This window comes from Bacillus sp. 3103sda1, assembly GCF_024159135.1.
GTDB classification, from domain to species: domain Bacteria; phylum Bacillota; class Bacilli; order Bacillales; family Bacillaceae_G; genus Bacillus_A; species Bacillus_A rhizoplanae.
Map to the genome: position 1 here is coordinate 530,556 of NZ_JAMYWS010000001.1, position 19,099 is coordinate 549,654.

Below are 19,099 nucleotides of genomic sequence, written 5' to 3' on the forward strand. Positions count from 1 at the left end.
TTTATTTTTGTTATCATAATTGATAATATAATCATAAGATATAGAAAAGGAAGTAGGTTTTTATATATGGAAGAAAAAAAGATGGATATATTATTTCATCCAATTCGCTTTCAACTTATTCAAGAGTTTATTGGAGGAGAACGGTTAACAGCAAAGCAGCTTGCTAAAAAATTACCTCATATTCCACAAGCGACGTTATATCGCCATTTAGAAAAATTAACAACAGCACATATTTTACAAGTTGCTCAGGAAACACAAATACGAGGAACGGTTGAAAAATTATATGTGTTAAATATCAGTATGGCCAGCATTTCACAAAAGGATTTGCAAGATGTAACGAAAGAAGAACATATGCAATATTTCATGATGTTTGTTACACAGCTTACAGCAAATTTTAAGGATTACTTGCAGCAAGATCAGATTGATTTTGAGAAAGATGGAGTGGGGTATCGTCAAGCAAGTTTTTATATGAGTGATGAGGAGTTTCAAGAATTTGCACAGGAAATGAGTGGATTGTTTTTAAAAGCAATGGAGCGCAAGCCATCTCCAGAGCGAAAGCGAAGAACAATTTCAACAATTGTAATTCCTGAAAAAAATGGGAAGGGAGAATAAAAAAGATGGGAAAAGAATTGTTCGTTACAATTGAAAGTGCAGTTTCACTTCAAGGGACGTTAACAATTCCAGTATACGAAGCACAAACATACCCAGCTATTTTACTTATTGGCGGAACTGGAAAAGGAGATCGGGATGGAAATGTTCGCGGTTTAAAACTACATTTATATAAAGGTTTAGCAGATTATTTCACTTCATTAGGATTTGCAACGCTACGTTACGATAAGCGCGGTACGCACAAAAGTGAAGGCGATTATTACAAAACAGGTGTTGCAGACTTAATTGATGATGGGGTTGCTTGCGTACGTTTTTTAAAGGAGCATCCGCAAATTGATCCAAAGCGAATCGTAATTGTAGGTCATAGTGAAGGAGCTTTACTCGCGCCAGCTATTTATGTAAGAGAATCAGTTGCTAACTTAATTTTACTTAGCGGCGGAGCTGAGCCTTCGAAAACATTACTTCCAAGACAAGTGGAAACGGTAGTGAAAGAATTGGAAGTAACACCTGGATTTCGAGGATGGTTATATCGCTTTTTAAAACTTCCACAACGTATTAAGAAACAGAATGAAGCGGTGATGGGAAAAATACAACAATCATCAAAGCCTGTTATGCGAATAAAAGGGGCAAAGGTAAATGCAAAGTGGATACGTGAACAATTTCAATATAATGTCGTAGAGTATTTAGAGAAAGTAACATGTCCCGTTTTGGCGATTACTGGAGATCGAGATATACAAGTGCCGCCAGAACAGGCAAAGGATATTGCTGAATATGTAGCTGGTGAGGCAGAGTGGCATGTCATCCCGAACATGAATCATATTTTACGAGAAGTCGAGAAAAATCATACAATGCTAGGCCTAATGAAGGAATATAAGGGGCTTGTGGATAAGAATATTCAAGAAGAGTTATTGTATGTTATGAAGGATTGGTTAGCAAAATACAATCTTCCATAGGAGATGGGACTGTGCGAAGAAAAAACGTTTCATTTCTCGTGTTACTTGGACTATTGGTGGTAATGACAGCTTGTGGAAAACAGAATCAAACAGAGTTTATGATAGTGAAAAAGGAAGATGTAGATACAAAGAAAGAGAACTGGATGGATAAGCAGTTATTACTTTCAGCACAGCTCGGAGATACAGAAACAGTTGTAAAATTGATAAAAAGCGGAGCAAATTTGAATGTAAGAGGTACACAAGGGGAAACACCGGTTATGGCAGCAACGTATTATAACCATATTGATACTGTGAAAACATTATTAGCAGCCGGAGCAGATGTAAATATTCAAGATAATCACAAAGATAATCCGTTTTTATATGCTGCGGCAGAGGGGACTTTAGAAATTTTAAAGTTAACAATTGAAGCAGGTGCGGATCCAAAGATAATGAATCAATTTGGCGATACAGCATTAATTCCAGCAGCAGAGCGCGGCCATGTTGAAGTTGTAAAGGAACTTCTCGCTTATACAGATATCGATGTCAATCATATTAACAATCTTGGCTGGACTGCATTAATGGAAGCCGTTCTTTTAGGAAGTGGAGGTAAAGAATATCAGCAAATTGTACAGATGTTAATAGAACACAATGCTGATGTAAACATTCCCGATAAAGAAGGGGTTACTCCGCTTCAGCATGCTAAAGAAAGAGGATTTACAAAAATCCAGTCTATACTAGAAAAAGCGGGGGCTTATTGATGGAAACACCTTACACGTTTCATTGTGTGAGGTGTTTTTTCATTATTAAAAGCATTATTTTTTGGTTTGTATCCAAATACCACTTACCATTCTTTTGTATCCATTCTTTTTGTGTGTAGTTATTTTGGTTTTATGATTTATAAGATAGTTGTGCAGCTTGTAAGATTTTTTTATCCCACATTAATGGGCAGTAAGACCCATTACCTCAAGGTTTAGAGTGAATCGAGGAAGATATAGGTGGGGGATGAAAAAACCCCCACTAATGGAAGTTTCACTTTATTACAATCATAGCAAAAAATGCAGAAGAACTGTTCTGATTTTGGTTGTTTTATCTTAAAAAACATAGTGTTAGCAAGGACTTTTAACTGTAGCTATCTCTTGTACAAAATACGTGCAAGAAATAGAAAAGTTAATTATACTAGTGCTACATTTCATTTTTTATTAAAAGAGGGATTCAGATGAATATGAGTAAGAAAATTTTCACACTAATGTTAGCTTTCACTTTGTTTGCCGTACCAACATTTGCACAAGCAAAAACCTATAGTGGTAGTAAATCGTCAGTTTCATCTCATTCTAGTAGCGGAGGATTCAGCACGAAAGGATCGACTTCTGACAGCTCTCGTTCTTCAGATGGGACATATCATTCTGGCTATAAATCTTCGTCATCAAATGTGCAATCGAAGAAACCAGCTTCTGTAGATCGTACACCACAGTCACAGCCAGCTCCTAAGAAATCTAGCTTTTGGGGTCATGCAGCATCATTTGGGGCAGGAGCTTTACTAGGTAGTATGCTACATCCATTTGGAAATCATGGAGTTGGTGGAGTAGGCGGAAGCTTCTTTTCTAGTGGTTTATTAATAGATATCCTCATTATTTTAGGAATTATTTGGATTATACGTCGTATTTTCACAAGACGTTAAGAAGGAGGGACGACGATGAAGATTTACTTTATTGAACAAGATATAGTTGATGCGGTTTGTGTACACTCGGCCGCTATACATGCGTATCGTCCGGAGCAAATTGATGTTGATTTGCAGTTTCATCCGAATAGAGGGTTTGGCGCCAGTGCTCGTTTACCGTATCGAACTGTAGAGCTTGGTGAGCAGGAGTTAATTGATGCAATTGCATTTTATCTAAGGGAATATCACAACTTTATTCCAGAAAGTTTACGTATTGACTTACAATTTCATGAGCAAACAGGGTTTGCAGCGGATGTCGAAGTAGCGTAGATAAGAAACCCTTCCTAAAGTTAAGTTACTTTAGGAAGGGGGATGAAAAATGCTTTTTTACGGAATAAAATAATATAAATGTGAAATCAACCTGATTATAGTATATGAAGTATGTTTTAAAGACTAGTGTCTAAATAGACGCTAGTCTTTTGTTTTAATAATATTTTTAGTTTGAAAATTGAGATATTAACAGAGCCTCTCTATAATATGAATTAACTTTTACAACTAGAAGGAAGGGAATAGATATGAGAAGGATGCTTGTGATAAGTGATATTCATGGTGAATTAGGGAAGTTTGAAAAGTTATTAGAAAAAGTAGAGTACAATCCAAAAAATGATCAATTAATTTTGTTAGGAGATTATGTAGACCGTGGTCCTAATGCTAAAGAGGTAATTGAAAAAGTAATGCAATTAAAAGAAGTTGGCGCGTTCGTCTTAAAAGGTAATCATGAAGATATGATGATAAAAGCCTTAACGACAGAGGAAGAAAAATTCTGGAATCATTGGGTAAAGAGAAACGGAGGAGATCAAACGTTACATAGCTATGGCTTTTCTGAAAGTGATATTGCTGTAAGTGAAGAGGAATTCATAAGACCGCAGTTACAGTCTGAGGTGCTAGAACAACATATAGAGTTTATAAAAGAGCTAGACCACTATATTGAAACAGATGATTATATTTTTGCTCACGCGGGTGTACAACCAATGACACCTGTTTCTGAAACGGATGCGTATACATTAATGTGGATTAGAGATGAGTTTCATAATGGATATACTGGCGAGAAAGTGGTTGTATTTGGGCATACAGAAACAAAAGTCCTTCACGGGGATAACGAGAATTTTGGCGTGTATTTTGGTGAAAATCGTATCATTGGTATTGATGGAGGGGCTGTATACGGCGGCCAGCTGAACTGTTTAGAATTGCCAAGTCAAAAAGTATATTCTATAAAATAAGAAAGATTCCCTATACAAACGAGTTAATGTAGGGGAAAAGAGGAGATAAGGGATCAAAACAATGATGAACCCTTATCTCTTTTTATTTTTGTTAAGGGAATTTTAAGGAATAGATTCGATAATAAGTCTTACTTAATGAATAATGAAGCATAGGAAAGGAGAAAGGACTTTGAAAAAGTGGATTAGTATTTTAGGAGTTCTTATCATTGTACTCGGTGCAGGGGCTTGGTATGTATTTAGGGATAAATCGCAACCAGTGACGAATCAAGCAGTAAGTGTGGCAGTTCAAAAAGGGAAACTAGATGTGAAAGTAACAGGTTCTGGTTCTACCCAATCTATGACAAATGAAGATATTACAGCAGGCTCAAATAAAGTAGTTGAGTCAGTATTAGTTTCAGCAAACGATGTAGTGAAACAAGGTCAGGAGTTAATTACATTTACAGATGGAAGTGATTCAATTGTAGCACCAGCTGATGGAACGATTACATCTATATCAGTGCAAGCTGGAGATCGTGTAACGAGTGGGAAGGCTGTTGCTCATATTACAAACTACAGTGATTTAGAAACAGTTATTCAAGTTGATGAATTAGACATTCCAAAAGTGCAGGTTGGACAAAGTGTAACATTAAAAGTGAATTCATTCCCAGATACAACCTATACAGGAAAGGTAACAGATGTAGCGAAGGAAGGAACAGTTTCTAATGGTGTATCTTCCTTTAATGTAACGATTCATATTGATGATCCAAAAGATGTGAAAATTGGAATGACAACAGAAGCTAGTATTTTGACTGATAGTAAAGACAATGTTCTATATGTTCCGGTAGAAGCAGTTCATACAAAAGGAGATCAAAAATTTGTTTTTGTTCAATCTTCAGCATCTTCTTCTAATGGAAAGGCAAATATGCAGCGAAAAGTTGTTAAAACGGGTATTCATAATGAAGATTCCGTAGAAATTACGGAAGGATTGCAAGAAGGAGAAAATATTCAATTGCCTATGGCTGCACAAGGAAATGGAACAAATAATTACAATAATAAACAAAGAGGCTTTATGATGACACCAGGCGGAGGCATGGGAGGAGGCTTTGGTGGCAGAGGGATGAATAGAAATAAAGCTGAAGGGAGAGGGTGAGAATGAAACCGATTATTGAGATTCAGAATATGACCAAATCATATGAGATGGGCGGAGAGATTGTACGTGCACTCGATGGTGTTTCTCTTACAATCTATGAAGGTGATTTTCTCTCTATTATTGGTCCTTCTGGATCAGGAAAATCTACGTTTATGAATATGGTTGGTTGTTTAGATCGTCCAGATAATGGACAGTATCTATTGGATGGAGAAGTAGTAGATAAACTGAATGATAATCAACTAGCCACGATTCGAAACGAAAAAATTGGTTTTATCTTTCAAAACTTTAATTTGCTAACGAAATTAACAGCAATTGAGAACGTTGAACTTCCGCTTTTATATCGGGGAATAAGTACAAAAGAAAGAACGAATACCGCGTATAGTTGTTTAGAAAAAGTTGGTTTGCAACAGAGAGCTCATCATTTACCTAGCCAATTGTCAGGTGGACAGCAGCAGCGCGTTGCAATTGCACGCGCTTTAGTTGGAAGCCCACCAATCTTATTAGCCGATGAGCCGACAGGAGCATTAGATAGCAAAACAAGTGAAGAAATTATTGGGGTAATGAAAGAGCTGCATGTGCAGGGACATACAATTATTTTAATTACGCACGACTTAGAAGTAGCAAAACAAGCAAACCGAATTGTTCGTATACAAGATGGACAATTGTTTGAAAGTAGAGGTGAGTACATTGGGGCTAATACAATCCATCAAAATGGCAATGCGCAGTATCAAAGGTAATAAACTACGAGCATTTTTAACGATGCTAGGCATTATTATTGGTGTTTCGTCTGTTATTGTACTCGTCTCAATTGGTCAAGGCTCAAGTCAAGCTGTAACAAATCAAATTAATAGTTTAGGTACGAATTTGTTAACGATAAATATGATGGGATCTGACGCGATAAAATTTACTGAACAAGATATTGCAAAGTTTCAAAAGATTGATGGGATAAAGGAAATGTCTCCCGTTGTTTCGGGACGAGTTACTGTAAAGAATGGGACGGTTTCAACACAAGTATCACTTACTGGCACAAATAGTTCTTATCAGCAAGTTCGCGATATGAAAATAAACGAAGGTCGTTTCTTATCAGATATGGATGTAGAATATAGACAAAAAGTCATTGTACTTGGTGCGAATACAGCACAAAATTTATTTGGATTTGAAAATCCAGTTGGAAAAGATGTACAAGTAAATGGTAGCTCTTTTAAAATAGTAGGTGTACTTGCCTCAAAAGGTGGTTCTATGGGGCAAAGCGGTGATGATGTTATTATTATGCCGTTGAGTACAGCACAGCGAATTGTAAAGAACACAAGTATACAGACAGTGTATGTACAAGTGAGCAGTGAGGAAAAACTAAATACTGTCATGGCACAAATTCAAAATAAATTAGCTGTAATGTTCCCGAATAAGCAAGATAACTACAGCGTATTTAATCAAAAAGATTTAGTAGATACGATGAGTTCAGTAACAGGTACAATGACGATGATGCTTGGAGGAATTGCTTGTATTTCCTTATTAGTCGGCGGAATCGGAATTATGAATATTATGCTTGTATCTGTTTCAGAACGAACGAAAGAAATTGGCATTCGTAAAGCAATTGGGGCGAAAAGAAGAGATATTTTACTACAATTTCTGATTGAAGCAGTAGTACTAAGTTCACTTGGAGGATTAATCGGAATGGGAATAGGGCTATTGGTTGCAAAGGTTATTTCCATGGCAGCAGGCATGACAATTGCTTATTCTCTCCCTGTTACATTGCTTGCATTTTTGTTCTCCTTATTAGTAGGAGTTGGATTTGGGGTATTTCCAGCCAATAAAGCATCGAAGTTGCACCCTATTCAAGCACTTCGCTATGAATAGAACATGTTATTGGCAGTAGTTTTGCCTAGAAATTGAAGCGATCGCATATTGCGGCCGCTTTCTTTTGCTAGTATAAAGTGAAACTTCGATCAGTGGAGGTCTTACCCATTAATGTGGGATAAAATGAAATTTCCATCAGCGATTTTTTCATTCCTACTGATGGAAAGCATCATCAATCAGAATTTTACGGACAGTTATCGTCCACCTATCTTCTTTGTTTTTTAGAATTATGAGGTGAAAGTCTTATTGTTCGTGAATAACGGAAGAAAAAATAAGAGGTGAAGAAGTGAGATGCGTTTATTAGTTGTAGAAGATCATCCTCTATTATTGGAGTCAATTACACAAATTTTACGAAATGAATTTGAAGTAGATACGGCAAAAAATGGTGAGGAAGGATTATTTCTAGCATTGCAAAATATTTATGATGCAATTCTTCTAGATGTGATGCTTCCAGAGATGGATGGATTTGAAGTAATTCAGCGGATTCGAAATGAAAACATTCAAACGCCTGTTTTATTCCTTACTGCAAAAGACTCTTTAGAAGATCGGGTAAAAGGGTTGGACTTTGGCGGAGATGATTATTTAGTGAAACCGTTTCAGGCGCCAGAACTTCAAGCGAGAATTCGCGCTTTATTAAGAAGGAGTGGAAGCTTAACGACTAATCAAACAATTCGGTACCGTGGTATTGAGCTGTTTGGAAAAGAGAAAGACATTCAAGTGGATGAGGTACCTATAAAATTAACGTTAAAGCAATATGAACTATTAGAATATCTGATTCAAAATAGTGGGAAGATTTTAATGCGTGAACAAATTTTTGATAGAGTATGGGGATTTAATTCTGATACAACAGTAGCCATTGTAGAGGTATATGTGCATCATTTGCGAAAGAAGCTCGATCCATTTGGCTATCATAAAGATATTCAAACTATACGTGGTATTGGATATATCTTAAAAGAACAATGAGACAACATAGCATGTTTCAAAAGACGCGCATTCAACTTACGATTTTGAATTCATTGGTATTTATTATATTAATTGGTATGTTAGGAAATGTTATTTATTCTTACACACATAAACGACTATATGAAGGAATAGATGATTCAATTGACAGATTCATTAAGAAACAACAAAAAGAAGACAAGTCTATTCCAGGTCAGTTTGGTTTTAGCAAAGATGTGCATATTGGCGATTCGCGGATTATCGTTTTAAAATGGGATGCAAAGAATCAACTGGTAGATATGGAACCACGATTTATAGATCCAAACTTTTTTGAGAGAAATCAATCTAATTTATTTCCTAAAACATTTGGAGAACGGCAGGATATAGAAGTGGAAGGCGTAAACTTTCGGATGATTGCAGTTCAGGGAGATACAGATTTAGGGAAAGTCACGTTTCAAGTATTGCGGGACATAAACCCTGAAAAGGAAATGCTGCATACACTGCTACTTATTCTTGTAATTGGGTGCAGTATAGGAAGTATATGTGCGGTAGGGATTGGCTTTTTTTTAGCTGGTAGGGCGCTTGTACCAATTAAGAATGCTTGGCATAAACAGCAGCAGTTTGTTTCAGATGCTTCACATGAATTACGAACCCCTTTAGCAGTGATTCAATCTAAAACAGATGTATTGTTTCAATCGCCTACCGCAACAATAGAAGATAAGGCGATGGATATTTCAACTATATCAAAGGAATGCCGACGCTTATCCAAACTAGTTGCAAACTTACTAACATTAGCACGTTCTGATTCAGATCAAATTGAAATGGACAAGAAAGCTTTTGCATTAGATAAATTGCTAAGCGAAATTGTAAATCCTTATTCGGAAATTGCTTTGTATGAAGAAAAAACAATTACGTTGGATGCCGTTCCTTCTATTTTATTTATGGGAGATAAAGAGCGTATTCATCAATTAATTGTAATTTTATTAGATAATGCGATGAAGTATACAAATGCAGGTGGAAATATTAAAGTATCTTGCTTTGAAACAACAAATGGGATTGTCATCCAAGTAAAAGATGATGGGATTGGCATCATTGAAGAAGATATCCCGAAAATTTTTGACCGTTTTTATCAAGGTGATAAGTCAAGATCAGCATCAAATGGAGCAGGATTAGGTCTTTCTATTGCAAGCTGGATTGTTGAAAAGCATTCCGGAAAAATAAAAGTGCATAGCAAAATTGGAGAAGGTACTTGTTTTGAAATTGTATTTCCAAAGAATCAAAAGTACGAAATATTTCTAAGAAAGAAAAATAGGTAATTAAAAAGACGATCTTGTTTTATACAAGGTCGTCTTTTTTAAGGGAAAGTTAAGGAACCTTTTTCATAATAAATATAGACCTAATGACGAATTACAAATGATAAATGATGAAAAAGGAGAGTGGAAAATGAAAAGAATGAGAAAACTTCATTTTTGGATTGGATTAATTGCTTCGGTATTTATTTTTATTCAATCTGCAACAGGGATATATATGTATTTTAGTGGAAAAGGTCCCGGTGAAAGAATAGAAGGGGCTGCTAATTTTCGAGAACGAAGCTTTGGCAGAAATGATGATACAGGAAATGTACAAAATGGACAAGACATACAAGCTGGGAATTCCGATTTTAATCAAAGAGGTGCAGCGACAAATGGACAATTTTTTCAAGATAGAAATAATGGGGGACTCAATTCTCTATCAAAATTAGTTAAGGAACTGCATACAGGAGTAATTGGATTAATCGGTGCGATTGCTATGCTTATTTTAACAGGGACTGGATTATGTATATCTTTTGTCATGTTGCGAGCGAAATGGAGAGTAAAGCGTCAAAAAGACATAACGGCTTAAGGAACAGTTATGATGAAGGGAGGAAGTGAAAGGTGATTAGAAAAAAGACGTTTGGTCTACTAGTTGTTGGAGTATTAAGTCTCAGTGTAATGGGTGGAGCTTCAGCTTGTACAAATAAGGAGATAGATAAAGGAATACAATCGTCTCAACCTAGTAGTGCACAAGTCAATGGTGAGACTATACATGCTGCATATACAGAAGATAAAGCGCAGAATTTAGGAATTGCAACACAAGGAAAAGAGCTACTTACACTTGAGAAGGAAATTCATGAAACGGAAGTAGAGAAAGAAGCAAATCAGCTGGGAATTTCTACAGAAGGAAAAGATGTTGGAACACTTTCTGAAGAAATATATGAAGCGAAGGTCAAAATAGAAGCAGAAAAACTTGGAATACCAGTAGAGGGAAAAGCAATTGTAGATTTAATAGCGGAAATTAATAAAATCAAAATAAAAAGTGAAGCAGAAAAATTAGGGGTTTCCACAAAAGATAAAGAGATTGGTGCGATAGCTGAAGAGCTTTATGGCACAAAAATAAAAAACGAAGCAAAGCAACTTAGTATTTCAGAAAAGGGAAAAAGTATGGAAGCGTTAGCGAAAGAAATATATGAAACGAAAATTCAAACAGAAGCGAAAAACCTTCATATTGATCTGTATGGAAAAGATATTTATCAAGTGCTACAAGAAATTAATGAACAAAAGGCTTTGCAAGTGGCAAAAGAACTTGGGATAGATGTGACGGATAAGGATACACAGCAGCTTACAGAGGAAATTGAAAAACAACAACCAGATCGAGTACAGGAACTTCATTTTTCACCTTGGATACAAACAGATGCAGAGGCATTTTATTATTATTTAACAAGTGGTTGATGTTTTGAAAAGGGAAAAGAAATGGACAGAAAAAGGAGTTTAATATAGTATGCTGTTCTTTCATAATAAGGGGGAGATAAGGGATCAAAACAATGAAACCTTATCTCTTTTTATGTGAATGTATGTGGGATATTCATTATTTGTTGACCTCCAATGCAATATTTTTACCATTCACTAAAACTAGGCCTACCGCTACTACAACTTCCATTATTTTTTTCATCTCTTATCTCTCCTTGTTTTTGGTTCCATTTCTTACTTTTAGTATAGTGAAAAGCTCATTTCGGAACTATTGAATTAGATGACATAAGGATTACAGTGTTGTAAGGAAAATACTATGGTTTATCACCTTCTTCTACATGTACAACAATCTGTCCATACAACTTTTCTCCAATGTATACATTTAATAGCCATAAGCCAGAAGAAGGGAGTAACATACTAGAGGGAATACTTGTGATATCTTTTGTAATCTCTTGCGGTGCTGTCCAAACATTGCCTGTTATCTCATCTTGAAAAAAGACAGGAACTGGTTTCGTTGAGCCTTGTTTTATTGCAATGACGGTTAGTTTTCCAGGGGGTATATTTGAGTTGAAAAAGAACCACATATATTTATTTGGTTGATTAGCAATCCAAGTAGCATCTACAATTGCAACCTTGTCTTGTATACCTTTTACAGATATTTTATCGTGCTGAAATGATGGACTTTCTTCCCAATTGACATCTTTAAGAATGCTAAGGTGAAAGAAAGAGGGAATGTTATTTTGTGGTTGTATTGTTTCAATTATTTTTGGGGAAGTAGATTTCTTTACCGTAGTCGTACAGCCAGTGATGAGACAGGAGAGAAGTAGCACGGTTCCAAGTTTTTTCATTTGGCCACGCTCCTATTCATATTTGTATTTTAATTGTATTGGACAAAAGAAAGAACAATTCCTGTAAAAGAAAAAGAGAGGCTACGCGGATAGCGTTTCCTCTTTTCTTACATGTGTTCTGTTGCTAGATTTTTCTGGCATTGTTAAAAAGACAACTGCGACAACAATGAAAATACCACCTAATAGTTGATAGGCTCCAAATGATTCATTTAACCAGATAATTGAAACAATAGCTGCTACGAGTGGTTCAATACTTGATAAAATACTTGTTTCTGTTGCAGATAAATATTTTAGACTACCAATATAGAGCAGGAAAGAAAGTGTCCCGCTTATAATCACGAGAATAAGCATAGAAAATGTGTTTATAGTTAATGTATTTGCTACATAACGGAAATGAAATTCTTGATTATATAGAAATAAAGAAATTCCTCCAAGTAACATCCCCCAACCAACAATTACTGATGTCCCCCATTGTTTAATGAGAGAAGCGGGATGGAGTGTGTAAAAAGCAAAGCCGACTGCTGTTAAAATACCAAATAGTATTGCTTGTTTAGAAAGAACAATATTTTCAATTGAACCATTGGTAATAAGGAAATACGTGCCTGTCAGTGCAGCAGAAATTGCTATGACCTGCATAAAGGAAGGAAGTTTTTTATGTTGCATTGTAACATAAATAGTAATAAGAACTGGACCAAGAAATTGAAATAGTGTTGCAGTTACAGCATTACTTATATGCACTGTTTCAATAAATGCGTACTGAGCACCAAGCATGCCAACAACCGCAAAAATTAGTAGTTGAATCCAATGATGTGGATACTTCCAAATTCCAAATATATTTTGTTTTGTAAATAGTAGGGAGCATAAAATAAACATGCCTGCTAATAGTAGACGAATGACTAAAAAGTCACTAGATGATAGTTCAGTATGGTTAAATAGCCACTGAATCATAGGACCAGATAACCCCCATAATGTTGCTCCGCTAATAATCATCATTAGACCGATATGGCGAGGTGATTTCATGATGTATCCTCCTTTGTATGACTTGATTTCTTAAAACAGAAATGATAGGTATGATTATATATAACTTCTGATACCATAAAAAGTGTCAGTTTTCTATAAAATAAAGGGGTCAGTTTGTATGTTAGAATTAACACCGAAACTTGATATTCATAGTAAAGAACCACTATATGTACAACTATATAATTACATGAAAGAGGAAATGAAATCTGGAAATGTCCCGCCTTATACAAAATTACCATCGAAGCGAAAATTAGCTCAATATTTGCAAATTAGCCAAAATACAATTGAGGCCGCTTATGGTCAGCTTGTTGCAGAAGGTTACATAGAGGCGATTCCACGTAAAGGATATTTCGTATGTGAAATGGAACAAACTGTATTGCATGTAAAACAAAAGATGCAACATGTAAAAGAAATACCTTATTATGAACGAGACTACGTATTTGACTTTACGCATACAGGTGTTGATGCTCAGTCATTTCCATTTGCTCTATATCGCAAATTGGCAAATGAAGTGCTGCAGATTGAGAATGAAGAAGTACTACTACTTGGGCATCCGCAAGGTGAATTTGGATTGCGAAAAGAAATTGCAAAATATATGTACGAATCGCGCGGTGTCCATTGTTCACCAAGTCAAATTATTATTGGAGCAGGAACCCAATATTTAATAAGAATGCTATTTCAATTGTTAAAGGAAAGTACATTTGCGGTAGAAAATCCAGGATACCATCGAAGAATGGTTACGTATGAAAAAGGGATAGAGCATGTAGAACAGCTTCCTCTTGATGAAGATGGAATCATGCTTTCATGTTTAGAAGAAAGCGATGCAGATGTTGTGTTTGTTACACCATCCCATCAATTTCCATGCGGGATGATTATGCCAATTTCAAAGCGGATGCAGCTTTTACATTGGGCAGAAAAAGAGGAAGGACGTTATATTGTAGAAGATGATTACGATAGTGAATTTCGTTATTCTGGTAAACCCATTCCAGCTCTCCAAGGATTAGATACAAATGGGAAGGTTATTTATATGAGTACTTTTTCGAAAGCACTACTTCCATCGTTACGTATCAGTTATATGGTGCTCCCAAAAGCGCTAATTGAAGTATATCAACAAGACTATTTCTTTTATACGCAGACTGTATCGCGAATTGATCAAGAAATTGTGAAACGTTTTCTCGAGGGTGGACATTGGGAAAAGCATATTCATAAAATGAGAGTTGTGTATCGAAAGAAGAGAGATACACTGGTTTCAGCAATTTCAACATATTTTCCGAAATATGTTGAAATAATTGGACAAGATTCAGGGCTGCATATATCATTGCGCACAAATAATGGTATGGCAGAACGAGAGCTTATTGAACGAGCGGCAGCATATAGTATAAAGGTACATCCTGTTTCCATGTACTATGATGATGTGAAGGTTGATAATAAAACCGTTTTGCTTGGTTTTGCAATTTTATCTGAGGAAGAAATTGATAAAGCGGTTCAATTGCTGGCAAAAGCATGGTTTGATTGAAGGGATATTACAAGGAGCAAGCAATTTTACTTCATTAACATAGGTTATAAAGAAAAGGGACCTTTAAACAAGTCCCTTTTCTTTATTCGTTTTCTTCATGTAAAAACAATACCATGTGTTCTTCGTCCCAATATTGATCGTTATATTTTAACGAACGTTCTTGTACGCCAAATGTTTTAAAGCCTAATGATTCATAGAGTTTTTTCGCGCCTTCATTGCCAACGACAACATCAAGCATAAGTTGTTCTACTTCTAATTCTTTTGCTTTTTCAATTGCTGCCTGCATAAGTGCTTTACCAGCACCAAGGCCACGCGCTTTTGGAGAGACATAAACAGCACCGATTTTTGCTTTGTGCTCTTGCTTTAAAAATGATTTCGTTTCCAGAGTTGCAACACCGATTAATTCACCATCTTTAAAAGCACCAAGTGTGTAATTTTCATTTTGAGATAATATTTCTGCTTTATATTCAACAGGGTCTTCCTTGTTAATGATATCTTCATAAGAGGAACTGAACGCTTCTGGATTTTGCTTTAATCCTTCAACGCGAAGTGCTAAATAAATTTCTGCATCCTTTTTTGTCAATACACGAATTTCCAATCATATCACCTTCTAAATCTTTGGTAGTTGTACATATACATCTTATATTAAAGTAATAATAATTTCAAAAATATAGTATTTATGGTTAATGTTATTAGTTGAAAATTATTTACTAAAATAATAAAAATGTCTATTGAATTGGTAATTCTATCGTAAATATAGTTCCAATTCCAACTTCACTTGTTACATGTATAGAACCACCATGTAATTCTATGATCTCTTTTGCAACAGCTAAGCCAATACCTTTTCCACCAGTTGCTCGCGTTCGGGATTTATCGACCCGGTAGAAGCGTTCAAAAATATGTGGTAAGTCTTCACTTGGAATTCCCTCTCCTTCATCTTGCACTTGTACAAGAAAAGTATGCGCCTTTTTTAATACTCGTACTGTAATTTGAGAATCTTCGTGAGAATGTTGGTGTGCATTATGTAACAAATTCAGCATGACTTGCTCCATGCGGCGTTCGTCTATGCAGACATATAAATCTTCTGGGCAATATAAAGAGATGCCTATTTTCTTTTTTTGAAGAGATGGCTTTATTTTTTCAACCATACGCTCTACAAATGGTAGCAGTGAAACAGGTTGCTTTTTTATAGCAAATTGGTGTTGTTCAAGTTGTGCAAGTTCAAATAAATCTTGTACGAGTTCGGTAATATTTTCTGTTTCTTCTTCAATAATTTGTAAATATTCTTCCCGTTCTTCTTTAGATAAAGACGTTCTTTTTGCAACTTTTGTATATCCTTTTACATATGTGAGCGGGGTTAATAATTCATGTGCAACACTTGCGAGAAACTCATTTCGTTCCTTTTTCATATAGGTTAGCTCACTAGAAAGCTGTTCAATTGTTTTTGCTAAACTTCCTAATTCATCCTTACTCTTAATACCTAATGTAATCGGTTCATTTTGCTTCATCATTTTTTCGGTTGCTCGCTTCATTTTGATAAGTGGATTTGTAATAACTCTTGAAAATAAAAATACTAAAATTGTTGTGAGAGCTACTGTCAAAGCACCAACGGAAACGAACTGTTTTGTTAGGCGGAAAATCATTTCTTTTATAGAAGTAGTTTCTAAAAACATATGAACATAGCCAACCACTACCCCATATTTTGTAATAGGACTGACTGTTGAAATATATTTTGATTCTTTCCAGCGATCTTCTGTTATCATTCCGTCTCTAGGAATATACTCAATCTTTTGTTCAAGTTGTTTGTGCATGCCTTCTGTAATGGGATCGGAAGAAGATAAAATATTACCTTCTGCATTTGTTATGACGAGTTTCGTATGAGAAGGGGCGTTAGATTCCATCGCCGCGACATGTTCAACGGCTCGTTCGCTATAGCGTTTTTCAATAATGTCACGATACCAATTTCCTTTTGCCAATAAGGACGTAGTTTCTTCATTTACACGCATTTGCGCCAGTGTTGTATGAAAGGATACAAATAATACCGATTCAATGCAAAGAGATAATAATAAAAAGTATGTACCAAGTTTTATAGAAAGTTTATTCATTGTGATTCACAACCTTTTTCCTGTACTAACAGGCAGTAAGACTCCCGCCATAAATTTCTGAAGAAATAATGAAATTCAGTAGAAGAAAAACTGCCGGCATATGCCTGAGTGGTTCCAATAAAGGTTCTTCACTAGTGGAAGTTTCATTTTATCCCGCTATTCGCGGGCAGTAAGACCCCCACCTCAAGATTGAGAGAAAATCGAAGAAGCTAGGTGGGGGATGAAGAAAACCCCCACTGATGGAAGTTTCACTTTATCCCGCTCTAACAGTTGGTAAGATGCTTAGCTACGAAGTAATAACAAACCGTCTGTAAGAACCCGATTGGTTCAACTAACCTTTTGGAGAAGAGCGCTCCAAAAGGAAGTTTCACTTTATCTTTACGATTAGTTACCTTTCCATTTGTAGCCGATTTTATAAACGGTTTCCAGGTAATCTTCGATAGGGAATCCTGCTTTTCGAAGCTTTTCGCGTATATTACGAATGTGAGAATCAACGGTACGATATTCAATATCTGTTTGAAATCCCCATATTTTTTCGATAAGTTCATCACGGCTATAAGCACGGTTTATATTTTGTAAAAAGAGTCCAAGTAATGAAAATTCAATTGGCGTAAGAGAGAGTTTTTCATCGTAGACAGTCACCGTATGTCGCGTTTTATCCCAGTCAATTCCGTTAAAGCTTATGAATCCTTCTTTCTTCGTACGACGCAATACAGCTTCAATACGAGCAATTAATACTTGCTCATCAAACGGTTTTGTAATATAGTCGTCAGCGCCTAAGGTGAGACCTTTTACCATGTCATAATTTTGATTACGTGCTGTTAGCATAATTATGGGTACGCTACTTATTTGCCGAATTTGAAAGCAAGTCTCCCAGCCGTCCATTTTTGGCATCATCACGTCTAATAAGATAAGATCAAACTCTTTTTGTTGAACGAGTTCAAGTGCTTCTTGTCCTGAAGTTGCCTTTATGCAGAAATGCCCGCGCGGACTTAAAAATAAATCTAATAAGCGCAGCATGCGTTCTTCATCATCTACTAATAATAGTTTTGCCATAATGATGTACACCTCAAGTTTCCAGTATTTATGTTTATCCCGCTATTCGCGGGCAGTAAGACCCTACCTTAAGATTTAGAGAAAAGTGAAGAAGATAGGCGAAGCCAAATCCTCACTGCTAGAAGTTTCCCTTATATATTTTACATGAACTTTTACAAAAAACATTGTTCATATTATGAAGAAAAGGACAATTGCCATAAAAAATGCACTACTTTTGCAAATCTTTCTTTTATAATGAGAATGTAGCAGCACAAAAATACCCTATGTTGCGACATAACGTCATGTCATTTTGTTTTTCAAAATGACAAATTCCATTCTATTGTGTAAGTGAGATAGAGAACATTTTTCGTATTCACCTCGCATCGGATAAGGAAAATTTCTATCTCACCTTTTTTTTGTTAATAAAAAGGATTTAAATAGTGAATAAAAAGAACAATTCCTTGAAAAGTAGGAACACAATGCAACTATAGTGTGCATTGCATTAATGATGATGACTATCGTTGTTTATGCTAGGAAGTTTTTTTGATTATTATAAAGTAAAATTTTTATCAATGAAGGGTTTCCTTACTGATAATGAACTGAGCCAATTGGGCTCTTATAGATGATTTCGTATTAAACACCCGCCTGTTAGAGCGGGATAAAAATAAGAAGCCTCGCACAATGTGTGCGGGGCTTTTTTTAGCGGTCTTTTATGTGTAAAAGAAGACTAAGCATTTAAAAATAAAACCATATGCTCTTCATCCCAATATTGTCCGTTATATTTTAAACCACGTTCTTGTACGCCGTATGTTTGGAAACCAAGTGATTCGTATAGTTTCTTTGCCGGTTCGTTTCCGACAACAACATCAAGCATGATTTGTTCTATATCTAATCTTGGTGCATTTTCAATGATTGTTTCAATTAATGCTCTTCCAGCACCAAGACCACGTGCCTTCGGAGAAACATACACAGAGCCAATTTTTGCTTTATGCTCTTGTTTAATAAAAGGTTTAATTTCAAGTGTGGCAATGCCAATTAATTCATCGTCTTTAAAAGCGCCTATTGTAAATTTTTCAGGATTATCTAATCGTTTTGCCATCGCAGCAACAGGATTTTCTTGTTTCATAACATCTTCATAAGAGGAACTAAATGCTTCTGGATTCTGAGTTAACCCTTCTACGCCAAGCTGTAAATATATACTTGCATCTTCTTTTGTTAAGACACGAATGTTCATACAAGCAACCTCCTAATGTAATGGTTTTATGTAATGAAATTATATATTAACTTTATTAACTATTCAACAGTTATATATGTTACATTTTTATAACTAAAAAGGTTTCTCATGTGAGAGGCCTTTTTAGCTTTTTATTGGAAGTTTCACTTTACCCCGCTCTAACAGTCGGTAAG

Annotated in this window: 20 protein-coding genes; 14 read left to right on the top strand and 6 right to left on the bottom strand. The window is 35.7% G+C overall.

The annotated features are described in order from the left end of the window. Positions 1-81 precede the first annotated feature (81 nt). The 13 genes from NKR74_RS02705 to NKR74_RS02765 all read left to right on the top strand — a co-directional run bounded on the left by NKR74_RS02705 (position 82) and on the right by NKR74_RS02765 (position 11,150). Positions 82-612: a helix-turn-helix domain-containing protein gene (locus NKR74_RS02705; protein ID WP_253628545.1), complete on the top strand. Its 531-nt coding sequence runs from the start codon at positions 82-84 to the stop codon at positions 610-612. A 5-nt stretch (positions 613-617) separates the two neighbouring features. Next, positions 618-1,562, top strand: coding sequence for an alpha/beta hydrolase family protein (locus tag NKR74_RS02710; protein WP_253628546.1), 945 nt, complete (start codon positions 618-620; stop codon positions 1,560-1,562). 11 nt (positions 1,563-1,573) lie between these two features. Further along, the gene (locus NKR74_RS02715; protein ID WP_253628547.1) at positions 1,574-2,299 is read left to right on the top strand and encodes an ankyrin repeat domain-containing protein; all 726 of its coding nucleotides are present in this window, start codon (positions 1,574-1,576) and stop codon (positions 2,297-2,299) included. A gap of 458 nt (positions 2,300-2,757) precedes the next feature. Beyond that, a complete protein-coding gene (locus tag NKR74_RS02720; RefSeq protein ID WP_253628548.1) occupies positions 2,758-3,219 on the top strand; it encodes a hypothetical protein in 462 nt (153 codons plus the stop codon). A 15-nt stretch (positions 3,220-3,234) separates the two neighbouring features. Further along, positions 3,235-3,528 (top strand): DUF2653 family protein, encoded by a 294-nt coding sequence (locus NKR74_RS02725; protein ID WP_098308972.1) that lies wholly within the window; start codon positions 3,235-3,237, stop codon positions 3,526-3,528. A 245-nt stretch (positions 3,529-3,773) separates the two neighbouring features. Next, positions 3,774-4,478 carry a metallophosphoesterase family protein gene (locus NKR74_RS02730; RefSeq protein WP_253628549.1) on the top strand — a complete coding sequence of 235 codons (705 nt, stop codon included), beginning with the start codon at positions 3,774-3,776 and terminating at the stop codon, positions 4,476-4,478. A gap of 169 nt (positions 4,479-4,647) precedes the next feature. After that, entirely contained in the window at positions 4,648-5,607 is a 960-nt protein-coding gene (locus NKR74_RS02735; protein ID WP_253628550.1) for an efflux RND transporter periplasmic adaptor subunit, read from the top strand. Positions 5,608-5,609: 2 nt separating this feature from the next. Beyond that, positions 5,610-6,344, top strand: a complete 735-nt coding sequence (locus tag NKR74_RS02740; protein WP_301287640.1) for an ABC transporter ATP-binding protein — start codon at positions 5,610-5,612, stop codon at positions 6,342-6,344. Beyond that, positions 6,295-7,464 (top strand): ABC transporter permease, encoded by a 1,170-nt coding sequence (locus NKR74_RS02745; RefSeq protein ID WP_253628551.1) that lies wholly within the window; start codon positions 6,295-6,297, stop codon positions 7,462-7,464. Before NKR74_RS02740 ends, NKR74_RS02745 begins: the two co-directional genes overlap by 50 nt. Positions 7,465-7,755: 291 nt before the next feature. Further along, on the top strand, positions 7,756-8,427 hold the full coding sequence (locus NKR74_RS02750; protein ID WP_253628552.1) for a response regulator transcription factor: 672 nt from the start codon (positions 7,756-7,758) through the stop codon (positions 8,425-8,427). Continuing rightward, positions 8,424-9,719, top strand: a complete 1,296-nt coding sequence (locus NKR74_RS02755) for a sensor histidine kinase (RefSeq protein WP_098308978.1) — start codon at positions 8,424-8,426, stop codon at positions 9,717-9,719. The genes NKR74_RS02750 and NKR74_RS02755 overlap by 4 nt, the downstream gene beginning before the upstream one ends. 127 nt (positions 9,720-9,846) lie before the next feature. Further along, positions 9,847-10,284 carry a PepSY domain-containing protein gene (locus NKR74_RS02760; RefSeq protein ID WP_253628553.1) on the top strand — a complete coding sequence of 146 codons (438 nt, stop codon included), beginning with the start codon at positions 9,847-9,849 and terminating at the stop codon, positions 10,282-10,284. A 35-nt stretch (positions 10,285-10,319) separates the two neighbouring features. Continuing rightward, entirely contained in the window at positions 10,320-11,150 is an 831-nt protein-coding gene (locus tag NKR74_RS02765) for a transporter (RefSeq protein ID WP_253631068.1), read from the top strand. Positions 11,151-11,482: 332 nt separating this feature from the next. Here the strand turns inward: NKR74_RS02765 and NKR74_RS02770 are convergent, their stop codons facing one another. Beyond that, positions 11,483-12,016: a DUF4871 domain-containing protein gene (locus tag NKR74_RS02770; protein ID WP_253628554.1), complete on the bottom strand. Its 534-nt coding sequence runs from the start codon at positions 12,014-12,016 to the stop codon at positions 11,483-11,485. An 81-nt stretch (positions 12,017-12,097) separates the two neighbouring features. Beyond that, positions 12,098-13,036 (bottom strand): DMT family transporter, encoded by a 939-nt coding sequence (locus NKR74_RS02775; RefSeq protein WP_253628555.1) that lies wholly within the window; start codon positions 13,034-13,036, stop codon positions 12,098-12,100. 118 nt (positions 13,037-13,154) lie between these two features. On the opposite strand from NKR74_RS02775, the gene pdxR reads away from it, so the two are divergent. Beyond that, positions 13,155-14,552 (top strand): MocR-like pyridoxine biosynthesis transcription factor PdxR, encoded by a 1,398-nt coding sequence (pdxR, locus tag NKR74_RS02780; protein ID WP_253628556.1) that lies wholly within the window; start codon positions 13,155-13,157, stop codon positions 14,550-14,552. 82 nt (positions 14,553-14,634) lie between these two features. Here pdxR and NKR74_RS02785 read toward each other — a convergent pair whose 3' ends face one another. From NKR74_RS02785 to NKR74_RS02800, 4 genes are all read right to left on the bottom strand, one after another. Next, entirely contained in the window at positions 14,635-15,150 is a 516-nt protein-coding gene (locus tag NKR74_RS02785) for a GNAT family N-acetyltransferase (RefSeq protein WP_098308983.1), read from the bottom strand. A gap of 130 nt (positions 15,151-15,280) precedes the next feature. Beyond that, complete coding sequence (locus tag NKR74_RS02790) at positions 15,281-16,657, bottom strand: HAMP domain-containing sensor histidine kinase (protein ID WP_253628557.1); 1,377 nt, start codon at positions 16,655-16,657, stop codon at positions 15,281-15,283. Between the two features lie 384 nt (positions 16,658-17,041). Further along, positions 17,042-17,713, bottom strand: coding sequence for a response regulator transcription factor (locus NKR74_RS02795; RefSeq protein WP_230575111.1), 672 nt, complete (start codon positions 17,711-17,713; stop codon positions 17,042-17,044). Positions 17,714-18,419: 706 nt separating this feature from the next. Continuing rightward, positions 18,420-18,926 (bottom strand): GNAT family N-acetyltransferase, encoded by a 507-nt coding sequence (locus tag NKR74_RS02800; protein ID WP_098308986.1) that lies wholly within the window; start codon positions 18,924-18,926, stop codon positions 18,420-18,422. Between the last annotated feature and the right edge of the window lie 173 nt (positions 18,927-19,099).

What these genes read in the sequence shown, in the direction of transcription:
- NKR74_RS02760 (WP_253628553.1), top strand. Translation starts at nt 9,847, where the DNA reads ATGAAAAGAATGAGAAAACTTCATTTTTGGATTGGATTAATTGCTTCG.
- NKR74_RS02720 (WP_253628548.1), top strand. Translation starts at nt 2,758, where the DNA reads ATGAATATGAGTAAGAAAATTTTCACACTAATGTTAGCTTTCACTTTG.
- NKR74_RS02705 (WP_253628545.1), top strand. Translation starts at nt 82, where the DNA reads ATGGATATATTATTTCATCCAATTCGCTTTCAACTTATTCAAGAGTTT.
- NKR74_RS02750 (WP_253628552.1), top strand. Translation starts at nt 7,756, where the DNA reads ATGCGTTTATTAGTTGTAGAAGATCATCCTCTATTATTGGAGTCAATT.
- NKR74_RS02790 (WP_253628557.1), bottom strand. Translation starts at nt 16,657, where the DNA reads ATGAATAAACTTTCTATAAAACTTGGTACATACTTTTTATTATTATCT.
- pdxR (WP_253628556.1), top strand. Translation starts at nt 13,155, where the DNA reads ATGTTAGAATTAACACCGAAACTTGATATTCATAGTAAAGAACCACTA.
- NKR74_RS02795 (WP_230575111.1), bottom strand. Translation starts at nt 17,713, where the DNA reads ATGGCAAAACTATTATTAGTAGATGATGAAGAACGCATGCTGCGCTTA.
- NKR74_RS02710 (WP_253628546.1), top strand. Translation starts at nt 618, where the DNA reads ATGGGAAAAGAATTGTTCGTTACAATTGAAAGTGCAGTTTCACTTCAA.
- NKR74_RS02740 (WP_301287640.1), top strand. Translation starts at nt 5,610, where the DNA reads ATGAAACCGATTATTGAGATTCAGAATATGACCAAATCATATGAGATG.
- NKR74_RS02755 (WP_098308978.1), top strand. Translation starts at nt 8,424, where the DNA reads ATGAGACAACATAGCATGTTTCAAAAGACGCGCATTCAACTTACGATT.
- NKR74_RS02730 (WP_253628549.1), top strand. Translation starts at nt 3,774, where the DNA reads ATGAGAAGGATGCTTGTGATAAGTGATATTCATGGTGAATTAGGGAAG.
- NKR74_RS02725 (WP_098308972.1), top strand. Translation starts at nt 3,235, where the DNA reads ATGAAGATTTACTTTATTGAACAAGATATAGTTGATGCGGTTTGTGTA.
- NKR74_RS02770 (WP_253628554.1), bottom strand. Translation starts at nt 12,016, where the DNA reads ATGAAAAAACTTGGAACCGTGCTACTTCTCTCCTGTCTCATCACTGGC.
- NKR74_RS02775 (WP_253628555.1), bottom strand. Translation starts at nt 13,036, where the DNA reads ATGAAATCACCTCGCCATATCGGTCTAATGATGATTATTAGCGGAGCA.
- NKR74_RS02800 (WP_098308986.1), bottom strand. Translation starts at nt 18,926, where the DNA reads ATGAACATTCGTGTCTTAACAAAAGAAGATGCAAGTATATATTTACAG.